This window comes from Streptomyces sp. SBT349 (genome assembly GCF_001083795.1).
Taxonomy (GTDB): domain Bacteria; phylum Actinomycetota; class Actinomycetes; order Streptomycetales; family Streptomycetaceae; genus Streptomyces.
Genome location: NZ_LAVK01000161.1, coordinates 1 through 16,445, shown reverse-complemented (window position 1 = coordinate 16,445; position 16,445 = coordinate 1). Strand labels below are relative to the sequence as shown.

Here is a 16,445-nt window from a genome sequence, read left to right as displayed (position 1 = left end):
GTGGCCGCGCCCCCTCCCGCTCCCCCGGCGGCCAGGCGGCATGGCGCCGGGGGAGCGGGAGGGGGCGCGGCCACGGGCGGCGCCGGTGGCGGCGGCCCCACCGCGCAGCACGCCGAACGTCTTGTAGGTGAGGTATGCGCGGGCCACGCGCCCGGCCATGGAGGCCCGGCCGTTGCCGATCCGGGCGGCCGACATGAGCCAGAAGGGGATCTTGAACAGGATCCAGAACAGGCCCAGGGCCACGATCATGTTGAGCGTTCCGGTGGGGTTGGAGCCCAGGAAGGTGAAGCCGTCGCTGGACAGGAAGACGTTCAGCGCCACGACCAGCGTCAGCGACTGGGCGACCTGGATGGCCAGCAGTCCGGCGAACGCCTTCCACCACCAGCGGGCGATCGGGTCGGTCTGGGGCAGGGCGTGGCACATCAGCGCCAGCGGCGCGGCGGCCAGCAGGATGGTGATCAGCGCGACCCGCACCACGTAGGTGACCAGCACCGCGACCAGGAACCCGGCGATCGCCAGGCCGAGGAAGACCACGAACATGCCGCTGGAATTGGTCAGAGCGCTCAGGACGAGGTCGCTCAGCGCGACGCTCGGGGCGTCCGGGTCGATCCCGGGATCCATAAACGCCCCGGTCAGCGCGTTGGCGACATTGATCATCCGGGTCGCGAAGAACAGGGACAGCGCAGAGGCCAGGAAGCCCAGCACCAGCCGAGGGGCGATCTCCCGCGCGGAATACTGGGTCTGGACGGTCTGGTAGCCCATCACGACGATCCCGGCGGCCATCACCAGCACGCTGTAGCCGGCCAGCACGATCTGCCAGGACCGCGACCACAACGCGTCCACGTGCGGGAGTTCGTCAGGAGTCGGCGTGGTCAGCAGCGACTCCCCGAGCAGCTCCAGCAGCGGGTTGAGCGTGGCCGTGGCCAGCTGGGTGAAGAAGCTGTTGATCGCGGAGGTGATGCCGTCGAAGACCCAGCCGGCCATCCCGCCGGGCCCGCCGTCATCGAGGTCCTCCAACTCCTCGTCTTGGTCGTCCTCGCCCTCACCCGCGTCGGGTGCGGGCGGGTTGGGGAGCGGCTGGGGGATGCAGGTCCAGTCCTGGACCGGGTCACAGGGCGGCGGGGCCGGATCGGCGGGCGCGGCCACCACACCGGCGGCCGGCGCCGGGGCGGGTGTGTCCGGCTCGGCGTGCGCGGCGCCGGCCGTGGCCAGGAGTGCCACAGCCAGCGCCGCCAGCATCCGCGGCAGCCGGAAACGGCGCCGTCGCCGCCCGGCACCGCCCTCCTTGGGGAGAGCGCGTGGCGGGCGGCGCCGGGCGTGGGGCGGCGGCGTGGCGGGCATCGCTACTCGCCCACGATCCCCTGGAGGATCTCCACCACGAGCGGGGCGAGCGCGGCGATCCCGTAGCCCCAGCCGGCTGACTTGAAGGCGCGGTTGGAGCGTTCGATCTCGCCCGGGTCGCCGCCGGCCATCATGCGGATCACACCGCCGACCGAGAGCATCACGGTGGCCAGCAGGGCGGCGATCCCCATGATCCAGTTGCGGATGTTGTTGAGCACGGCGTCCAGGGATTCCTCTGCCGCCAGCACCTCGACCGGCGCCTGGGCGTGAGCGGGGGAGGCGATCAGGACGCAGACGGCGACCGCCGTGGCGACGGCCAGCGGGCAGCCCGCACGCCGCATGACGCGGTCCGGTCGGGCGTTGGCAGGCGGCGTGATGGCTCGGGTCCGGCGGCGGGGGCGGTGTCGGGGTATCAGGTGCATCGGGGCACCTCCGAGGTCGGGGCTTCCGGTGGTGCGGGCGTTTTCCTCCCGCATCCCAAAAGACCGGAATAGGGCCGTGTTTTGGACAACGGATCTCGGTTTTCGCCGTTCTCGTTCGCACAGGTCTCCTCGGAGCCGTCGCGGGCGCGGGCGACGGAACGTGAGAGTCCACCGGGGCGTGAGCGACCGCTCAACGGGGGCGACAGTCGGCTGGTGACCTCCTCGGCGACCGGGTCCTGCGCGTCCGTGCGGGGGGTCCGCTGGAGCAGGTAGTCGGCCAGGCGGTGCTCGGCGCGGCGGCGGACCTTGTAGGCGGTGGGGGCGGTGGTGTGGTGGTCGGCCGCCCACCTCGCGACCGACTCGTCTTCCAGCCGGGTGGCGCCGATCAGGTCCGCCTCGGTCCGGGTCACGACCTGATCGCGGACCGCGCGGGCCAGCACGAGGTCGGGGTGTCCCCAGGGCGGACGTGGCGCCGCGGATTCGAATCCCGGCGGCATCGGCGTGGGAGCGGCCAGCGCGTCGGACAGCGCGGTCAAGCCGGCCCGGAACGCCGCCCACTTCAGCCGCATGAGGATCTGCGGGCGCTGAAGATCGACTGTGGGCAGGCCGTTCAAGAAGCCCGTGAGAACTTCGGCGTGGACATCGAAGGGGTCTTCGTCGGGGTAGCGGGCAGCAAGCCATCCGGACACCGACGCCAGCGCCGGCAGCGCCATCCCTGCGCAGGCCAGCGTCCAGGTGGCCCCTGCGCGGCGCGAGCGCGACACCAACTGCGCCCACACCGCGTCCCGAGCGGCGTGCGGGCAGCGGCGCCGCAGTATCCGGTCGCGCAACTCATCCAGCGGGACGTCCCGGTTGGGCAGGCCCTCGATCGGACGGCCGTCCAGTGACAACGGCTTGGGTCCTGTCACCAGCCAGGTGAAGCAGTCCCGGGCGGTCTGAAGCGGCAACGGCCGCTGCACCGTGGCAGCTCTCGTCATCAGGTCCCTCCTTGACAGGCGGAAGAATCAACGCCCTCAAGGAATGCATCCCGGCGACAAGAAACCGCCAAGAAAACGACAGCAAGTGAAAAGGAGATCACCTTGTCGCGGACTGCCCGCTACTTGCAGCCTCTTAAAATTGCCCTTCCCATCGCCCTGTTGCAGGGCGATTCGGCGAGGCCGAGAGCGAGGGTATGTATGATGCCTTAGTGGCATCTGACCTGCTCTTTTAAGAGATTGGTAAGTGTTTCTTAGGAGAGTGGTACCGCTGCGGGCGGCATCGCGGCACGGTTATCCCGTGCTGCTGTCGCTGGGCGGAGAATCCGTCAGTCGAGGCGTACGTGGTGTCCACGACGGCCGGTGGGACGGTCGGTGCGAGGCGATTGTTCACCCCGGCTGCCGTGGATGTTGGAGGCATCGTGACGGGCGGGCGTGGGAGAGCGTGACGCGGAGGTGAAGGCGGCCCACAAGAACTTCCAAGGGCGTTGTCCAAAACGGCCCCTCGATTCGGTCTTTTGATGTGAACGCACCTCACCCGTCCGAGCGGAGAGCGCGCCCATGACCTCACACCCCCAACGGCCCGCCGATGGCCGCCCGCCTCACCGGCTCTCGCCCGCCCAGGGCGATCCCATAGCCCCGCCGCGCCCCACCGCCAGGCGGCGCTCCCGCTGCCGTCCCGTATCCGTCCTGACCGTTCCGGCAGGCGGTATGGGGAGCGGCGGGCAGCAGGCACCGGCATGGCTGCGGGAGACCGTCCGCCGCGTCGTGGCCTGTCACAGCCGTCCGCACGAGCGCGTGCTGCTCGTTGTCCCGCCCCCGGCGCCCGTAGAGCGCGAGCCCGGCCACCCGAGCCGTGCCGCGGAGTGGCTGCTCGCCCCGCTGCTGGATGCCGCGGAGTCGGTATCCCGACTGGCCCGCCCCACCGACGTCCGCACACCCGCCTCCCTGACCCACCCGGACCCCGGACCGGCTCTTCCCGTCTCGGAGTCGGCGTTCGAGCCCGGTCCTGTCCGCACACCGATCCCCTCCACCGGGCCGACCGGGCCGACCGGACTGCGGACCGGACCGGTCGGCCGGTACCCGGCTCCCGGCGGGCTGGACCGCAGCCGCCTGGTCGTGACGATCGCTGGCCCGCGTGCGGCCGACTGGGTCGGCACCGTGCCCTGGCGTCGGCTGCTGACCCCGACCGGAGTCCTCGCCTTCATCACGCACAGCGACTGCGAGAAGGGGCGACTGATCGACCCAGAGAGTTTTCTTGTGCACACGGCAACCGGCATGGGGCTGGCCCTCCTCGACCGGCTCGCCGTCGTCTCCTCAGCTGCACACGACCGGGCTGGTGCCGCCGGGCGACGGCCTGGGGTGCGGGAGGCTCACGTGGGGGTCTTGCTGTTCACCCATCCCCGGGAGGTGCAGCGGTGACCACCTGGTTCCTGCCCCGTCCGCCCGTCCTCGACGAAGCCGCTCGACCGGCCCCCGAGGGCGTGCCGCTGGTGTGGCCCACCGCCCGGCCCCGGCACGTGGACGAGCACGGCTATGTCCCGGCCACCGGCCGGGATCACGGGCGGATCCGCCCCGCGGTCGCTGCCTTTGTCATCGCCGCCTACACCCGGCCGGGCAGCACGGTCCTGGATCCTGACTGCGGGGCCGGTACCGTCGTGGTCGAAGCCGTGCGCGCGGGGCGGCACGCCGTCGGACTCACCTCTGGGCGAGGCTGGTGGACCATCGCCCGTGCCAACCTCACCGCGGCCCGGCGTGAGCTCACCGACCGCGGGGTTCCGGGCGACGGCACGATCCTGGATCAGGGCACCCTGCCCGGCCAACTCGGCACCGTTGATCTTCTGCTGACCTCCTGGCGCCACTCCAAGCCAGCGCCGGGCCGTCCGGCCGCAAGCCCGCTCCCGGGCGGGGAGGCGACGGGCGGTGACCGGCTGGCGGCCTTGCTGAACCTGTGCCGGCCGCTGCTGGCCCCGGACGGGTACGTGGTCGTCGTCGCCCGTCCTCGGCGGCGGGACGGCTACATGCTGGACGGGCCGGGCCAGATAACGGCAGCCGCCCGTGCAGCGCGGCTGGTGCCGCATGCCCGTTGTGTGGCGATGGTCGCCGGACTCGCCGACGGCAGGGCGCGGGTGGAGATCTCCCTGGCGCAGCGGCGTGCTCTGGCCCGGCATGAGCGGGCCACCGGTCACCCTGTCGCTGCCACGGCCCACCACGACGTGCTGGTTTTCCGCGCCCCGCACGCGGCTGCCCAGGCCGCTGCTGTGTCCGCACCAGCCGCCCCCACGTCGCCGCGGCGGCTGCTGGCCGCGGCCGGGGTTGGGGCTGTGAGCCGATCGGAGGAGGCGGCGTGATCAGCCCGTACTTCTCCTCCCAGGCGGTCACCCTCTACACCGGCGACGCCATCGAGGTGCTGGACCATCTGCCTGATGCCAGCGCGGACTGCGTGGTCACCTCACCCCCCTACTGGGGCCTGCGCGACTACGGCACCGGCACCTGGTCGGACGGCGACCCGGCCTGCAAACACTCCGTGAGCCGCGGAACCAACCCCCTTCAACGCGCCCGGCCCGAGACGCCGTCCCTGTCCCCGGTGCCGTCGGCGAAGCGCGGCGCGAAGCCCGCCGTCTGCCGGCGGTGCGGGGCTGTGCGCGAGGACCGGCAGTACGGGCTGGAAGCCACGCTGGAGGAGTACATCGACACGCTGCGCCGCGTCTTCGGCCGGCTTCACCGCGTCCTGGCGGACACCGGCACGGTCTGGCTCAACCTCGGCGATTCCTACGCCGCCACACCCCCGGGCCGCACCGCCGATCCGACACGGGCCAGCACCCTGTCCGGCCGGGCCGCGGCCGGGCGGCTGCGGGAGAGTGTGCGGCGCGCTGGCGTGGACCGCACCGGGCAGCTGCCGTCCAAGAACCTGATCGGCGTGCCGTGGCAGGTGGCCTTCGCGCTCCAGGCGGACGGCTGGATCCTGCGGAACGCGGTGGTGTGGCACAAACCCAACGCGATGCCGGAGTCGGTGCAAGACCGTCTGTCCTGCCGGTACGAGCTGATCTTCCTGCTGGTCAAGCAGCGGTACTACTACTTCGACCTCGACGCCATCCGCGAACCCCTCGCCCGTCCCGAAGCCCTGGATGAAGGCATCCTGGTTCGGGGCGCGAACAAGGGCCACCACGCCGGGGTGGAAGCCACCGCCCGCCGCCGCGGCGCGAGCGTCTACGGCACCGCCAAGTACAGCGATCCCGCAGCCTTCGCCGAACGCCCGCCCGGGGCAGCGTTGCGTCCCACCGGACGCAAGCACACCGCCGCCCACCCGCGGGGAAAGAACCCGGGGGACGTGTGGCAGATGACGACCCGCCCGTTGCGTGCGGCGCACTACGCCGCCTTCCCCGTTGGCATTCCCCTGCGCTGCATCGCGGCCGGCTGCCCGCCGGACGGCGTCGTCCTGGACCCGTTCAGCGGCGCGGCCACCACCGGACTCGCCGCACGGCAACTGGGCCGCTCCTACACGGGGATCGACCTACGCGCCGACTTCCACGACATCGGACTGGACCGCCTCGGCCTGCCGCGCCCCCGGGCCGGGAGCGAGCGGGAGGAGAGCGCCGCGTGAACCGCCAGCCCCTCCCGCACCAGCCGCCCCCCGGGACGGTCCGGCCGCCGTTCGCCTACTTCGGCGGGAAGACCCGTCTCGCAGGCACCATCGCCGCACTGCTGCCCGACCACGAGTACTACATCGAGCCCTTCGCCGGGTCCCTGGCCGTGCTCCTGGCCAAACACCCCGCCCGAGCCGAAACGGTCAACGACCTCGACCGGCGCCTGGTCACCTTCTGGCGCGTGCTGCGCGACCATCCCGATGAACTGATGCGCCGGTGTGCGCTCACCCCGCACGCGCGCGTCGAACAGCACGACGCCCGCCAAGCAGCCGACAACGACATCGAAGAGGCACGGCGGGTGTGGGTGGCGCTGACCCAGGGCCGCTCGGGCGGACTGAACCCCACCGGGTGGAAACGGTTCACCACCTCCCGCGGCCCCACCGCGTCGATGCCCGGCTATCTCGCCGGCTACCTCAGCCGCATGCCCACCTGCGCCGAACGCCTCGCCCGCGTCAGCCTCGAATGCCGGCCCGCCCTTCAGGTCGTGCGCGACTACGGGCAATCCCCCGACGCGCTGCTGTACATCGACCCGCCCTACCCGGCAGCCAGCAGAGGGGCCACTGCCTACGGCTGCGACATGCCGAGCGACGAAGAACACCGTGCGCTGGCCGCCACCGTGCACGACTGCGCGGCACGCGTCGTGATCTCCGGATACGACTCGACGCTGTACACCGAGCTCTACGCCGGCTGGCACCGCACCACCATGGCCCACTCCACCCACCGCCACCACGGCGGAGAACACGCACGAACCGAAGTGCTCTGGAGCAACGTGCCATTTGCCGCGACGACCCTGCCGTCCAGGGCACCTCGCACCCCGAACAGGCCCGGGGGCCTGGCTCAACGCGCGGAAGGGCGGAACGCGGAGTGACAGCCAACCCCGTACCTCCGCGCACCGGGATGCCCAACCCGGACAGTCAGACACCCCTCCCTCGCCCGCCACGGGGACACTGTCCCCAGCGGTCGGTCACGCTGCTGAGCGGCGACGCGGCCGACATACTGCGCACGCTCCCCGCGGCCGAAGTGGACTGCGTGGTCACCTCGCCGCCCTACTGGCGGCTGCGTGACTACGCCACCGGCACCTGGACCGGCGGCAACCCCGCCTGCACTCATCAGGCCCCGGCCGACGGCAGCCAGGACGAGCAGCGTCGCTGCCATCGGTGCGGAGCCCTCTGGCTCGACAACCAGTACGGTCTGGAAACCACCCCCGGTGACTACGTTGACCACCTGCGACAGGTTTTCGCCGAACTGCACCGCGTCCTGGCGCCCACTGGGACGGTCTGGCTCAACCTCGGTGACAGCTACTCGGCCAACAGCGACGGCTACCACAACACGAGGCCCGGCCAGTACCGCCAGCCCCGCTACCGGCCCCGCACGGGTCTGCCGCACAAGAACCTCATCGGCATGCCCTGGCGAACAGCTCTTGCCCTCCAGACCGACGGCTGGACGGTGAAGAACGCGGTGGTATGGCACAAGACCAACGCAGCTCCCTTCCCCGTCCGCGACCGCCTGTCGAACCAGTACGAGACCGTGTTCCTGCTGGTGAAGCAGCACCACAGCGTCCACCGCTATACAACTCACCCGTGCAACCGCGGCGCTACCACGCCTAGCAGTACCGACCCCGCTCGGCCGCCGCGACGCCGGGACCTCCCCAGCCGGCGAGACATAGCGGATACGGGGGACGTGTGGTCCATACCCGTGACCCCGCGCCGAGACCAGCAGCACCCGGCGACCTTCCCCCTCGACATCCCGCTGCGCTGCATCCGGTTCGGCAGCCCGCCAAGCGGCCTGGTGTGCGACCCGTTCAGCGGAACTGGAACGACCGGGCTCGCCGCACGTCAACTGGGCCGCGTCTACCTGGGAATCGACCTCAACCCGGCCTTCACCCAGATCGCCGCCGACCGCCTCACAGCCGAGAGCAGGCCGCGACCGTCGGCGGGAGACCCTGCCCGGCAGGAGGCGAGATGACAGTCCCTCGTGATTCCGCACGCGCTGTCCGCTGCGGGCGGCTGTGCGCCGCCTCCCGCTCTCACGCCCCAGCGGTCGCGGATCGTCCGAGCCGGGGAGTAGGGCTGGAGATCGTCCCGATCACCTTCCGGCAGGCATGCGCGTTCATCACCCGCCACCACCGCCACCACCGACCCCCGCAGGGCATGAAGTTCGCCGTCGGGGTGACGGCCGACGGAACGCTCGCCGGTGTCGCGGTCGTCGGCCGGCCCGTGGCCCGCCACCAGGATGACGGCCGCACCGCGGAAGTCACCCGCACCTGCACCGACGGCACCCCGAACGCCAACTCCGCCCTCTACGGAGCAACCTGGCGCGCAGCCCGCGCACTGGGCTACCGGCGGCTGATCACCTACACCGAAGACAGCGAGAGCGGAACCAGCCTTCGCGCGGCCGGCTTCCGCCGCACCGGGCACCGGGCACCGGGCACCCCATCAGGGATGGGACCGCCCCGGCCGCCGCCGGCAGCCCCGGCGGGAAGCCGTCGGTCGAACCCGCTGGGAACTGTCCCGCACCCGCCACAACAACCCAAACGAACCCGACCCACACGGCCAGTGCCCCGACCGGGCACCACGCTCCCGACACGACGGCCAGGGGCGCACACATGATCAAGCACACATTCCATAGCTCTCACCACCTATGCATTGCATATCGGGCCGGGGCCTCCTTTTTCGCCCGGCCAGCTGTAGGATCCCAGGCCCGCAACAGGGATCCGACCAGCTGGTTCGTGCCGCGCGCCACAGCCGGACCAGCGCAGGACGAAGAAGAGAGCCACGATGCCGCATCCATCGATCACCTCCCGCGCGTGCACTCCGTCCCACCCGGAGCCGGCACGCTCCCGCGCCGCACGAGAACGATCTCCCCACCGCCCAAGCCGTCGTCCCCCATGTGCCCTGCAGAAGATATGCGCTGCCGGGCACCGCAAACCCCGGGCGTCCAGGGCAGGCAGGGCGTTGCACCCCTGGACGGTTCCCATGGGTGATCACACAGAACGGCTACAGCCGGACATCGACCGGTCCGCTGAGGAGGTGACGGTGCTGGTGCCCGATCAGCCCCCGGTGCTCACCCCGGCGGCGGCCCGCGCCCTGCTGCGGCTGCTGCAGACCGCCCACCAGCAGCGCACCGGCATACCCGATGGGCACAGTTTCGGTGGCGACCACGAGGCCGGGCCGCATGAGTCCGGAAGGAGCGGGACGGCGTGATGACCACGTTCGCCTTCGCCGGGCGGTGCTCCACCGAGGATCTCCAGGATCCTGAATCCTCCCGCGCCTGGCAGATCACCCGAGCCGAGGCCCTGATCGAACCGGAGGGCCAGATCGTGGCGGAGTTCTTCGACTCCGGGCAGTCCCGGTCGATCCCCTGGGCACGCAGGCCGCGCGCCGCCGCGCTGCTGGACGCGCTCAAAGACCCCGACCGGGGCTTCGACGCCGTGGTGATCGGCGAGCCGCAACGTGCCTTCTACGGGAACCAGTTCGGCCTGACCTTCCCCGTCTTCGCCCACTACGGCGTGCCCCTGTGGGTGCCGGAGGTCGGCGGTCCCGTCGACCCCGAATCCGAAGCCCACGACATGGTGATGTCCGTCTTCGGCGGGATGAGCAAGGGCGAACGCACCCGCATCAAGATCCGGGTGCGCACCGCGATGTCCGCCCAGACGAGACTCGAAGGCCGCTTCCTGGGCGGTCGCCCGCCCTACGGCTACCGGCTCGCGGACGCAGGCCCGCACCCCACCCCCACCAAAGCGGCCGACGGACGCCGCCTGCACCGCCTGGAGCCCGACCCGGACACCGCCTGGGTCGTGCAGCGGATCTTCCTCTACTACAGCACAGGCCGCGGCCTGTACGCCATCGCCGAAGCGCTCACCCGCGCCGGTATCCCCTGCCCCTCGGCCCATGACCGGGCGCGCAACCGCCACCGCAGCGGCATCGCCTGGTCCAAGGGAGCGGTCCGCGCCATCCTGACCAACCCCCGCTACACCGGCCACCAGGTCTGGAACAAGCAGCGCAAGGACGAAGTCCTCATCGACGTCAACAACGTCGCCCTGGGCCACGAGACGAAACTGCGCTGGAACGACCACGAGATATGGGTGTGGTCCACCAATATCGTCCACGAGCCGCTGATCGACATGGAAGCCTTCCGAGGCGTCCAGCAGATGCTCGCCGGCAAGGGAACCGGCCGAAAGCACCGCGAACGCCAGGCCACCCGCCACCCCTATGTGTTCCGTGGACTGCTCCACTGCGGCATCTGCAACCGGCGCATGCAAGGCCAGCAGAGCAAGCAGCGCCTGTACTACCGCTGCCGCTTCCCCAGCGAATACGCCCTGGCCAACACCATCGACCACCCCCGCAACGTCTACCTCAACGAGGCGGACCTTCTGCCCCCGCTCGACGACTGGCTCGCTGGGGCCTTCGCCCCCCAGCGCCTGGCAGACACCATCGAACGCATGCAGGCCGCCCAGCCCGACATCACCACCGCCCCGGGCGCCGAGGCCGCTGCCCGGGTGATCGCCGAATGCGACGCCAAGCTCGCCCGTTACCGCGAAGCCCTCGAAGCCGGTACCGACCCCACACTCGTCGCCACCTGGACCGCCGAAGTCCAAGCCCGCCGCGCCGAAGCCCTCGCCGAAAGCCGCCAGGTCACCGGCCAGCGACGGATGACCAAGAAAGAGATCCACGCCATGATCAAGCCGCTCGGCTCCATCAGCAAGGTCCTCGCCGCTGCGGAACCGGAAGCGAAGGCCGAGGTCTACCGCAACCTCGGCCTCAAGCTGACCTACGAGCCCCACAGAGCACTCGTGCGGGTCGAGGCCAGCCTCGACCCGCACGAGTTGGGGATACGGTCGGTGTCCGAGGGGGGACTTGAACCCCCACGCCCAAATATGGGCACTAGCACCTCAAGCTAGCGCGTCTGCCATTCCGCCACCCGGACGGGGTGTGTGCGCAGGGTCGGGAACCGCTGCGGTGACTCGTTCACCCTATCAAGTGCCGGGGGGTGGTCTCATCCGCGTATGCGGGAGCCGCGGCCGGCGGTCCGAGGTCATGTCGCCGGTGGCCGGCGGCGGCCTCAGGCGTGGCGGCGGTCGCCCTGGTGGGCGGCCGAGGTCTCCGCGGCGGACGCCCCGAGCGACTTGAGCCAGGACGGGCCGCTGAGCAGTTCGAGCAGCAGCAGGAGCTTGGTCAGCGGCTCCCACTCGGGACATGCCTCCTGGGGCGCCAACAGGGCCCAGACCGCCTTGCCATGACGGTCGGGGGTGGTCCAGCCCCAGCGCTCCGCGAGCGAGTCCAGCACGTGCAGGCCGCGCCCCGACTCCTCGAAGAAGTCGGGCTCCCGCACCCGCGGCACCTCCTGGCCGGGGTCGAAGACGGCGCACAGCACCGAGCCGCCGCAGTGGACGAAGCTGAGCAGGAACGGCTGTTGGGTGGTGGCCGGCGGCAGCGGTGGGGGCAGGTCGCGCGCCTTCGCGGGCAGGCCGTAGCGGAGCGCGTTGGTCACTAACTCCGAGACGACGACCGCCGTGTCGTCGACGAGCGCGTCGAGTCCCCAGCCGCGCAACGTCGAACGGGTCACGCTCCGTGCTCTGCCCGGGGTCTCCGGCGCCGCCGCCAGAGGGAAGGTCGCGAACCCCGCCGCGTCCACAGCCTCGCTCGTCGGCTTCCTGGCCTGGACGGGCGCCAAGAGGGCGAACGGGAGAGCTGGCATCAAGACCTCCGCGACGTGGTGGGGGTGACGGTGGGCGACGGATCCGTTGGGTCCATCCTTGTGGACTCAGCGTATCGCTGCAAGTACACCTGAAAGAACTAATGTAAGAACAGATGCAAGAACAGGTGCAAGAACGCTCGTCATGTGGGCAGGATTTGGTCAGTAGCCGTCCATGCCCACCCCACCCCGGACGGCGCGACACAAAGAGGAGTGGACATGCCGAAGTTCACCAACGGTGTCCCCGCCGGCCTGATCCAGGGAGCGACCTGGCGGAAGAGCGCGCGAAGCAACCCCAACGGAAACTGTGTCGAGATGGCCGGGCTGCCGGGCGGCGAGGTGGCCGTGCGCAACTCCCGCGACCCGGAGGGCCCCGCGCTCATCTACACCCACGCGGAGATGACGGCCTTCATCCAGGGCGCGAAGGACGGCGACTTCGACGATCTCGTCACCGCGGGCTGACCGGGCTCACCCTGAGTGCCGCGAGGGCGACTGTACGCCTCGCCCGAACAGTGCAACACTTAGGCGCTAATTCAACACTCAGGGGACACACTCATGGCGTCAGCTCGGGCAGGTAACGCCTCGTCGGTCCGGGACATCCTCGCGCACCCACGCGGTGGGCCGACCGTTCTGCGGATCGTGCTCGGAACGCACTTGCGGCGGCTGCGCGAGGCGTGCGGCATCACCCGCGAGGCGGCCGGGGACGCGATCCGCGGCTCGCACGCCAAGATCAGCCGCCTCGAACTGGGCCGGGTGGGCGCCAAGGAACGGGACATCGCCGACCTGCTGACGTTGTACGGCGTGGCCGACGAGTCCCAGCGGGAGCAGTTCCTCGCGCTCGCCCGGCAGGCGAGCCTGCCGGGCTGGTGGCAGCGGTACAGCGATGTGCTGCCCAGCTGGTTCGAGACGCTCATCGGCCTGGAGGAGGCGGCCTCCGTCATCCGCACCTACGAGGTGCAGTTCATTCCCGGCCTCCTCCAGACCGCCGACTACGCCCGTGCCTGCATCCGCCTGGGGAACCCGCGGGCCACGGAGCGCGAGGTCAACCGCAGGGTCGCGCTGCGGATGGAGCGCCAGCGGTTCCTGATGAGCCCGCACGCGCCCAAGCTCTGGGCCGTGGTGGACGAGGCGGCGCTGCGCCGCCCGCTGGGTGGCGACGCCGCGATGCGCGAGCAGATCAGGCATCTGCGGGAGCTGTCCGAGCGGCCCAACATCACCGTGCAGATAGCGCCGTTCCGCGTCGGTGGGCTGGCCGCCGCGGGAGGTCCCATCACCATCCTGCGCTTCCTGGAGCCCGACCTGCCCGACATCGTCTACCTGGAGCAGCTCAACAGCGCGCTCTACCTGGACAAACGGGATGACGTCGAGGACTATCTGGCGGTCATGGACAGCCTGTGCGCGACGGCCGAGCCGCACGGCAGGACCGCCGAACTGCTCGACCACGTAAGGCTCCTGGGCGAGCTCAAGCGCAGCTCCTGACGGTCATCGCAACGGTCGAGGCCCGCTCGGAGGCGGCCGGATCCGGCCACATCCGAACGGGCCCCGGCGGTGACGGCCCGCGCCCGCCTACCGCTTGCGCGCCACCCCGCCGAACTCGATCCACTCGTCCGTCTTCTGCTTGGGGCCCAGATCGCTGTCGGGGCGCCAGTCGCTGATCTCGATGAGGCCGGGCTCCAGGATCTCCAGACCCTCGAAGTACCGCTCGACCTCGTGCCGTTGCCGCAGCCTGCCCCACCGTCCGCCGGTGCCCTCCACCAGGAAGTCGGTGATCCGCCTGCGGACCTCCGCGTCCTCGCTGACCAGCTGGTTGATGACCAGGAAGCTCCCCGAGGGCAGCCGGTCGGTCACCCGCCGGACCAGGCCCCAGGGGTCGGAGTCGTCCGGGATGCAGTGCAGGACGGAGACGAAGAGCGCGCCGACGGGCTCGTCGAGGTCGATCAGCCGCTGGACGTCCGGGTGATCGAAGATCGCGTCGGTGTCGCGGAAGTCGGCCTGGAGGACGGCGGTGTTCTCGTTCTCTTGGAGCAGCGCCCGGCCGTGGGCCAGCACGATCGGGTCGTTGTCGATGTAGACGACGCGGCAGGAGGGGTCGATCCGCTGCGTGATCTGGTGGACGTTGTCCTGGGTGGGCAGACCTGACCCGTGGTCGAGGAACTGACGGACGCCGTAGTCCTCCGCGAGGATGCGGACCACGCGCTGGAGGAAGCGGCGGTTGTTGATGGCGAGCGGCCTGGTGCTGGGCGCCGCCTTCTCCAGCTCCTCGTAGGCCGCCCGGTCCGAGGCGTAGTTGTCCTTCCCTCCCAGCGCGTAGTCGTACATTCGCGCCACACTCGGCGTGTTGACATCGATGTCGGGGTGCCTTCCCCCATCGCCATCCGTCATGCTGCCCTCGTCTCCCTGTCCGTGCGGGCTCAAATAGTGTCATGCACTGGGAAGTTGACGCACCGCCACCCCTCGGATACGCGGCCGTCAGGCCGTCGCCGCGGTCATGGAAGCCGCGTGTCCGCGCCCACCCGCTCGTCCATCCAGGTGGTCAGGTCCGCGCGCACCGCCTCGCGGATGGTCTCGTTGAGGATCTCGTGCCGTGCCCCCGGGTAGGCGCGCCAGGTGAGGTCGCGGATGCCCAGATAGCGGTAGTCCTCCAGGAGTTGGTAGACCAGGGTCATCCCCGCGTGGCACGGGTCCTGGTCGCCGACCACGAGGTGCACCGGCAGGTCGCGCGGCACCCGGGCCTGCTCGGCCGGGTCGTTGCTCTTCCGCAGGCCGAGCACCCAGTCCAGCGACAGGCCCGCGCTGAACGGGAATCCGCAGCGCTCGTCACCGACATAGGCGTCCACCTCGTCGGTGTCCCTGGACAGCCACTCGAAGCCGGTGCGGTGCGGGTACGGGTCGTTGAACGAGGAGAAGAGGTCGGGCACGAAGGTGGAGGGGGCCGCGCGCCCGCCCCGTTCGATCTCGTCCGACAGCCGGGCGATCGCCGCCTCCGGCTCGCAGCCGGGCAGCGTGCGGAACGTCCCGCACAGGATCAGCCCGCTGAGCACCGCTCCGTGCTCCTGCGCGTAGTCCCGGGCCAGTTGGGAGCCCATGCTGTGCCCGAACAGCACGTGCGGCAGGCCCGGCAGCTCGGCGCGCGCCCGGTCGCCCACGGCGTGCAGGTCCTCGATCACCGCCCGCCAGCCGGACGCGCCCACCACGCCGAGGCCGCCGGTGTGTTCGGCCGTGGCTCCGTGGCCGCGGTTGTCGGAGGCGATGACCGCGTATCCCCGCGCGGTCAGGTGAAGCGCGAACCCGTCGTAGCGCAGGGCGTGTTCGGCGGCGCCGTGCACCAACTGGACCCAGCCGCGCGGGGGTCCGCCCTCCGGTAGCCAGGTGTAGGTGGCGATCGACACGCCGTCGGGTGCCGTCGTGACATCGGCGCGGGCCGGTGCTGTCCGCTGGGTGGCCACTGCTCACTCCTCGCCTCGTCGGGGGAAGGGTGGGCCCAGTATGGAACGCCCCGGGCCCGGACGGTCAGTCCTCGTACATCCGCGTGAGGTAGTGCAGCGCGGCCTGGGCGTGGGCCAGCCGGGGATCGAGCGCCTCGTCGCCCGCCCTGCGGTAGGCGGTGCGCACATGGCCGAACGTCAGTGCCCGCCCGGCGAACGGCGCGGCCCGGCGCCGTCGCCACACGACGCTCCTCGGCGGTCCCCAGGTGAGCAGCTGGGTGACGGTCCCCAGCGTCGCGAGCGCCACCAGCAGCGAGAGGGCGAACAGCGCCGTCCACAGCGGCAGCACCAGCACGAACACCGCCCAGCCCGCGGCCGTTCCCTCCCGGCCGGTGACGGGCTCGCGTCCGGGGGCGTCGATCACCCAGGAGCCGCGGTGGCCGAACCCCGGCCGGCGCCGGGTGATCCGGCCCAGCGGCCGATGCCGCCCGTCCGTGACCTCGAACCGGCGCGGCCACGGCACCGCCTCCTCGGGGCGGACCGTCGCCAGCGGGGCGCCGTCCCGGTCCGACAGTTCGAGGACGGGGTGCGGCTCGCGGATGCCCCCCGACCTGGCCCGTTCCTCGACCTCGGCCACCGTGACCGGGCGGGAGGCGGGTCCATCGCTCTCGTGTCCCGGCTGGGGCCGCAGCACCACCCGGGCCACGGTGCGCTCCTCTCCGCGCCGCTCCCTGATCAGGAACTCCTGGCCCGGTGCCCACCGGCCGCCGCGCATGCCCGCCGTGTTCGCGAGGTCCACGGTGAAGCCCGCCGCCACGTCCCCTCCCTTCCCGGCCGCGCCGGGCGAGGCCCTGCCACGGCCGGAGTCCGGCCCGAGGCGGGGCCGCCCCGCGTCCCCGCGATTGTGCCAGGGGCTCCGGGGGCTCCGGGGGCTCCGGGGGC

Annotated in this window: 14 protein-coding genes, 1 tRNA gene and 2 pseudogenes; 9 read left to right on the top strand and 8 right to left on the bottom strand. The window is 71.3% G+C overall.

What is annotated here, in order from left to right; translation table 11 throughout:
* The 3 genes and pseudogenes from ADY01_RS20050 to ADY01_RS20040 form a co-directional block, all read right to left on the bottom strand.
* Positions 1 to 1,341: pseudogene (locus ADY01_RS20050) on the bottom strand (hypothetical protein); the annotation flags it as partial.
* A 2-nt stretch (positions 1,342 to 1,343) separates the two neighbouring features.
* Positions 1,344 to 1,682 carry a pilin gene (locus ADY01_RS20045; RefSeq protein WP_049575324.1) on the bottom strand — a complete coding sequence of 113 codons (339 nt, stop codon included), beginning with the start codon at positions 1,680 to 1,682 and terminating at the stop codon, positions 1,344 to 1,346.
* 71 nt (positions 1,683 to 1,753) lie between these two features.
* Entirely contained in the window at positions 1,754 to 2,740 is a 987-nt protein-coding gene (locus tag ADY01_RS20040; RefSeq protein WP_049575321.1) for a hypothetical protein, read from the bottom strand.
* Between the two features lie 558 nt (positions 2,741 to 3,298).
* Here ADY01_RS20040 and ADY01_RS39205 point away from each other — a divergent pair.
* The 7 genes and pseudogenes from ADY01_RS39205 to ADY01_RS41850 form a co-directional block, all read left to right on the top strand.
* On the top strand, positions 3,299 to 4,159 hold the full coding sequence (locus ADY01_RS39205) for a hypothetical protein (RefSeq protein ID WP_159001308.1): 861 nt from the start codon (positions 3,299 to 3,301) through the stop codon (positions 4,157 to 4,159).
* Positions 4,156 to 5,088 carry a hypothetical protein gene (locus ADY01_RS39200; RefSeq protein ID WP_049575317.1) on the top strand — a complete coding sequence of 311 codons (933 nt, stop codon included), beginning with the start codon at positions 4,156 to 4,158 and terminating at the stop codon, positions 5,086 to 5,088. The genes ADY01_RS39205 and ADY01_RS39200 overlap by 4 nt, the downstream gene beginning before the upstream one ends.
* Positions 5,085 to 6,341, top strand: a complete 1,257-nt coding sequence (locus tag ADY01_RS20025; protein ID WP_049575314.1) for a DNA-methyltransferase — start codon at positions 5,085 to 5,087, stop codon at positions 6,339 to 6,341. Before ADY01_RS39200 ends, ADY01_RS20025 begins: the two co-directional genes overlap by 4 nt.
* Positions 6,338 to 7,252 carry a DNA adenine methylase gene (locus ADY01_RS20020; RefSeq protein ID WP_049575312.1) on the top strand — a complete coding sequence of 305 codons (915 nt, stop codon included), beginning with the start codon at positions 6,338 to 6,340 and terminating at the stop codon, positions 7,250 to 7,252. The genes ADY01_RS20025 and ADY01_RS20020 overlap by 4 nt, the downstream gene beginning before the upstream one ends.
* Complete coding sequence (locus tag ADY01_RS20015; RefSeq protein WP_159001306.1) at positions 7,249 to 8,349, top strand: DNA-methyltransferase; 1,101 nt, start codon at positions 7,249 to 7,251, stop codon at positions 8,347 to 8,349. Before ADY01_RS20020 ends, ADY01_RS20015 begins: the two co-directional genes overlap by 4 nt.
* On the top strand, positions 8,346 to 8,993 hold the full coding sequence (locus ADY01_RS41590; RefSeq protein WP_324613129.1) for an XF1762 family protein: 648 nt from the start codon (positions 8,346 to 8,348) through the stop codon (positions 8,991 to 8,993). Before ADY01_RS20015 ends, ADY01_RS41590 begins: the two co-directional genes overlap by 4 nt.
* A gap of 593 nt (positions 8,994 to 9,586) precedes the next feature.
* Positions 9,587 to 10,654, top strand: a pseudogene (locus ADY01_RS41850) (recombinase family protein); the annotation flags it as partial.
* Positions 10,655 to 11,225: 571 nt separating this feature from the next.
* Here the strand turns inward: ADY01_RS41850 and ADY01_RS20005 are convergent.
* Positions 11,226 to 11,310 (bottom strand) — tRNA-Leu (locus tag ADY01_RS20005).
* Between the two features lie 135 nt (positions 11,311 to 11,445).
* Positions 11,446 to 12,081 (bottom strand): ATP-binding protein, encoded by a 636-nt coding sequence (locus ADY01_RS20000; protein ID WP_234320321.1) that lies wholly within the window; start codon positions 12,079 to 12,081, stop codon positions 11,446 to 11,448.
* A 216-nt stretch (positions 12,082 to 12,297) separates the two neighbouring features.
* Between ADY01_RS20000 and ADY01_RS19995 the strand changes: the two genes are divergently transcribed.
* Complete coding sequence (locus tag ADY01_RS19995) at positions 12,298 to 12,540, top strand: DUF397 domain-containing protein (protein ID WP_049575303.1); 243 nt, start codon at positions 12,298 to 12,300, stop codon at positions 12,538 to 12,540.
* 93 nt (positions 12,541 to 12,633) lie between these two features.
* Positions 12,634 to 13,557 carry a helix-turn-helix domain-containing protein gene (locus tag ADY01_RS19990; protein WP_049575299.1) on the top strand — a complete coding sequence of 308 codons (924 nt, stop codon included), beginning with the start codon at positions 12,634 to 12,636 and terminating at the stop codon, positions 13,555 to 13,557.
* 87 nt (positions 13,558 to 13,644) lie between these two features.
* Here ADY01_RS19990 and ADY01_RS19985 read toward each other — a convergent pair whose 3' ends face one another.
* The 3 genes from ADY01_RS19985 to ADY01_RS19975 form a co-directional block, all read right to left on the bottom strand.
* The gene (locus ADY01_RS19985; RefSeq protein ID WP_049575296.1) at positions 13,645 to 14,460 is read right to left on the bottom strand and encodes an SAM-dependent methyltransferase; all 816 of its coding nucleotides are present in this window, start codon (positions 14,458 to 14,460) and stop codon (positions 13,645 to 13,647) included.
* Between the two features lie 104 nt (positions 14,461 to 14,564).
* Positions 14,565 to 15,524, bottom strand: a complete 960-nt coding sequence (locus ADY01_RS19980; RefSeq protein WP_049575293.1) for an alpha/beta fold hydrolase — start codon at positions 15,522 to 15,524, stop codon at positions 14,565 to 14,567.
* A 64-nt stretch (positions 15,525 to 15,588) separates the two neighbouring features.
* Complete coding sequence (locus ADY01_RS19975; protein WP_049575292.1) at positions 15,589 to 16,320, bottom strand: hypothetical protein; 732 nt, start codon at positions 16,318 to 16,320, stop codon at positions 15,589 to 15,591.
* Positions 16,321 to 16,445: the final 125 nt, after the last annotated feature.

Bases quoted from the DNA above. Each gene is read 5' to 3' on its own strand.
- ADY01_RS20045 (WP_049575324.1), bottom strand. From the start codon at position 1,682: ATGCGGCGTGCGGGCTGCCCGCTGGCCGTCGCCACGGCGGTCGCCGTC.
- ADY01_RS20040 (WP_049575321.1), bottom strand. From the start codon at position 2,740: ATGACGAGAGCTGCCACGGTGCAGCGGCCGTTGCCGCTTCAGACCGCC.
- ADY01_RS39205 (WP_159001308.1), top strand. From the start codon at position 3,299: ATGACCTCACACCCCCAACGGCCCGCCGATGGCCGCCCGCCTCACCGG.
- ADY01_RS41590 (WP_324613129.1), top strand. From the start codon at position 8,346: ATGACAGTCCCTCGTGATTCCGCACGCGCTGTCCGCTGCGGGCGGCTG.
- ADY01_RS20000 (WP_234320321.1), bottom strand. From the start codon at position 12,081: ATGCCAGCTCTCCCGTTCGCCCTCTTGGCGCCCGTCCAGGCCAGGAAG.
- ADY01_RS19995 (WP_049575303.1), top strand. From the start codon at position 12,298: ATGCCGAAGTTCACCAACGGTGTCCCCGCCGGCCTGATCCAGGGAGCG.
- ADY01_RS19990 (WP_049575299.1), top strand. From the start codon at position 12,634: ATGGCGTCAGCTCGGGCAGGTAACGCCTCGTCGGTCCGGGACATCCTC.
- ADY01_RS19985 (WP_049575296.1), bottom strand. From the start codon at position 14,460: ATGACGGATGGCGATGGGGGAAGGCACCCCGACATCGATGTCAACACG.